The organism is Streptosporangium sp. NPDC023825 (genome assembly GCF_040639575.1).
Classification (GTDB): domain Bacteria; phylum Actinomycetota; class Actinomycetes; order Streptosporangiales; family Streptosporangiaceae; genus Streptosporangium.
Window position 1 is genome coordinate 1 of sequence record NZ_JBFAAE010000139.1, and the last position, 2,882, is coordinate 2,882.

Annotated in this window: 1 protein-coding gene; it reads left to right on the forward strand. The window is 71.4% G+C overall.

Translation table 11 applies throughout. The features are described 5' to 3' along the window. A partial coding sequence (locus AB0G15_RS43345; protein ID WP_362851554.1) for a beta-ketoacyl synthase N-terminal-like domain-containing protein occupies positions 1-2,882 on the forward strand: 2,882 nt, incomplete at both ends.

Consider the following 2,882-nt stretch of genomic DNA (forward strand, 5'->3'; position numbering starts at 1 on the left):
TTCGACTCCCTGACCGCGGTCGAGCTGCGCAACCGGCTGATGACGGTCTCCGGGCTGCGGCTGCCCGCCACGCTCGTCTTCGACTACCCGACCGCTGAGGCGGTGGCGGACTACCTGGCGGCGGAGCTGGCCGGTGGTCAGGTCTCGCAGGCGGTCGTGGCCGATGTCTCGGCGGTCGACGAGCCGATCGCGATCGTGGGCATGGCCTGCCGGTTCCCCGGCGGGGTGTCCTCGCCCGAGGGTCTGTGGGATCTGGTGGCGGCCGGTACGGACGCCATCGGCGAATTCCCCACCGACCGAGGCTGGGACCTGGCGAAGGTATACAACCCGGACCCGGACAGCCGGGGTACCTCGTACTCCAGGCACGGCGGGTTCCTGTACGAGGCCGCCGAGTTCGATCCCGGGTTCTTCGGGATCAGCCCGCGTGAGGCGCTCGCGATGGATCCGCAGCAGCGGTTGCTGCTGGAGTCCTCGTGGGAGGCGATCGAGCGGGCGGGCCTGGACCCGGTGGGGCTGCGTGGCAGCCGGACGGGTGTCTTCGCGGGTGTGATGTACCACGACTACGGTCTGGGTACTCCTGCGAACACCAGTGGCGGAAGCCTGGTGTCCGGACGGGTGTCGTACACCCTGGGCCTGGAGGGTCCGGCGGTCACGGTGGACACGGCGTGCTCGTCGTCGCTGGTGGCGCTGCACTGGGCGGCGCAGGCGCTGCGCACGGGCGAGTGCGACCTGGCGCTGGCCGGTGGTGTGACGGTGATGTCGACGCCCGGCATGTTCATCGAGTTCTCCCGGCAGCGCGGTCTGGCGCCCGACGGCAGGTGCAAGGCGTTCGGCGCCACGGCGGATGGGGCCGGCTGGGCTGAGGGTGTCGGTGTGCTGCTGGTCGAGCGGCTGTCGGACGCTCGCCGCAACGGCCACCAGGTCCTCGCGGTCCTGCGGGGCAGCGCGGTCAACCAGGACGGTGCGAGCAACGGGCTGACGGCGCCGAACGGTCCGGCGCAGCAGCGGGTGATCCGCCAGGCGCTGGCGAACGCCGGTCTGTCGGCGGCGGACGTGGACGTGGTCGAGGCGCACGGTACGGGAACGGTGCTGGGTGACCCGATCGAGGCGCAGGCGCTGATCGCCACCTACGGCCAGGACCGGTCGGAGGACCGGCCGCTGTGGCTGGGGTCCATCAAGTCGAACATCGGCCACGCGCAGGCCGCCGCCGGCGTGAGCGGTGTGATCAAGATGGTGATGGCGCTGCGCAACGGCGTCATGCCGCAGACCCTGCACGCGGACGAGCCGAGCCCGCACGTGGACTGGTCGGCGGGCGCGGTGGAGCTGCTGACCGAGGCCCGTCCCTGGGACGCCGTCGACCGCCCGCGCCGGGCCGCGGTCTCCTCCTTCGGGATCAGCGGCACGAACGCGCACGTGATCATTGAGCAGGGCCCGGCGGTGGAGCCGGAGCCCGCCGACGCTGTCGAGCTGCCGGTGACGCCGTGGCTGATCTCGGCAAAGACTCCCGAGGCGCTGCGGGCGCAGGCCGGGCAGCTCGCGTCGTGGGTGGAGGAGCGGCCTGAGCTCGACGTGGCCGACATCGGCTGGACGCTGGCGAGCGGTCGTGCGCTGCTGGAGCAGCGCGCGGTGGTGATGGGCGCCGACCGGGCCGAGCTGGTGGCCGGCCTGCGCGCCCTCGCCGAGGGCACGACGACGCCGGGTGCGGCACGTGGTGGCGGGCTGGCGATGTTGTTCGCCGGTCAGGGCAGCCAGCGGGTGGGCATGGGGGCGTCCCTCGCGGCGGCGTTCCCGGTGTTCGCCGAGGCGCTGGACGAGATTTGCGCGTTGTTGCCGGGGTCGGTGCGCGAGGCGATGTTCTCCGGTCCGGATGAGGTATTGGCCGAGACGGGGATGACCCAGCCGGCGCTGTTCGCCTTCGAGGTCGCTCTGTACCGTCTGCTCACCTCGCTGGGGGTGACCCCGGACGTGCTGGTGGGTCATTCGGTGGGGGAGATCGCGGCGGCTCATGTGGCCGGGGTGCTGTCGCTGGCCGACGCCTGCACGTTGGTCTCCGCTCGGGCCCGGTTGATGCAGGCGCTGCCCGAGGGCGGGGCGATGCTGGCCATCGCCGCCCCCGAGGCGGAGATCCTTCCGCTGCTGGAGGGCCGCCAGGATGTGAGCATCGCGGCGGTGAATGGCCCGGCCTCGGTGGTGATCTCCGGTGGCGAGGCCGCGGTGGAGGAGATCGCGGGTCTGGTGAGTGCGCGGACGCGCAGGCTGCGGGTCTCGCACGCGTTCCACTCGCCGTTGATGGAGCCGATGCTGGCGGAGTTCGAGCAGGTCGTCTCCGGGCTGACTTTCAGTGAGCCGAGTATCCCGGTGGTCTCCAACGTGACGGGCCGGCCTGCCGAGCCGGGTCTGTTGACCGATCCGGCGTACTGGGTGCGGCATGTGCGGGAGGCGGTGCGTTTTGCCGACGGGGTGCTCGCCTGCCAGGCGGGTGTGTTCGTGGAGGTCGGACCGGATTCGACGCTGACCGCGTTGGCTCAGCAGAGTGTCGAGGACGGAACGTTCGTCGCGACCGCGCGCAAGGACCGCGACGAGATCCGGACGCTGATCGAAGCACTCGACCGGCTGCACACCCACGGTGTATCGCTCGATTGGGACGCTCTCTTCGCTCCGGCGCGGCCCCACCGCGTGGACCTGCCGACGTACGCCTTCCAGCGTGAGCGCTTCTGGGTCCCCACACAGATCGAGACCGGCGACATGGCCGGTGTGGGGCTCGTCGCCGTCGATCATCCGTTGCTCAGTGCGGTGACGGAGGTCGCCGGTGGTGAGTCGGTGGTCTTCAGCGGGCGTCTGTCGGTGGCCGCGCAGCCGTGGCTGGCCGATCACGCGGTGAA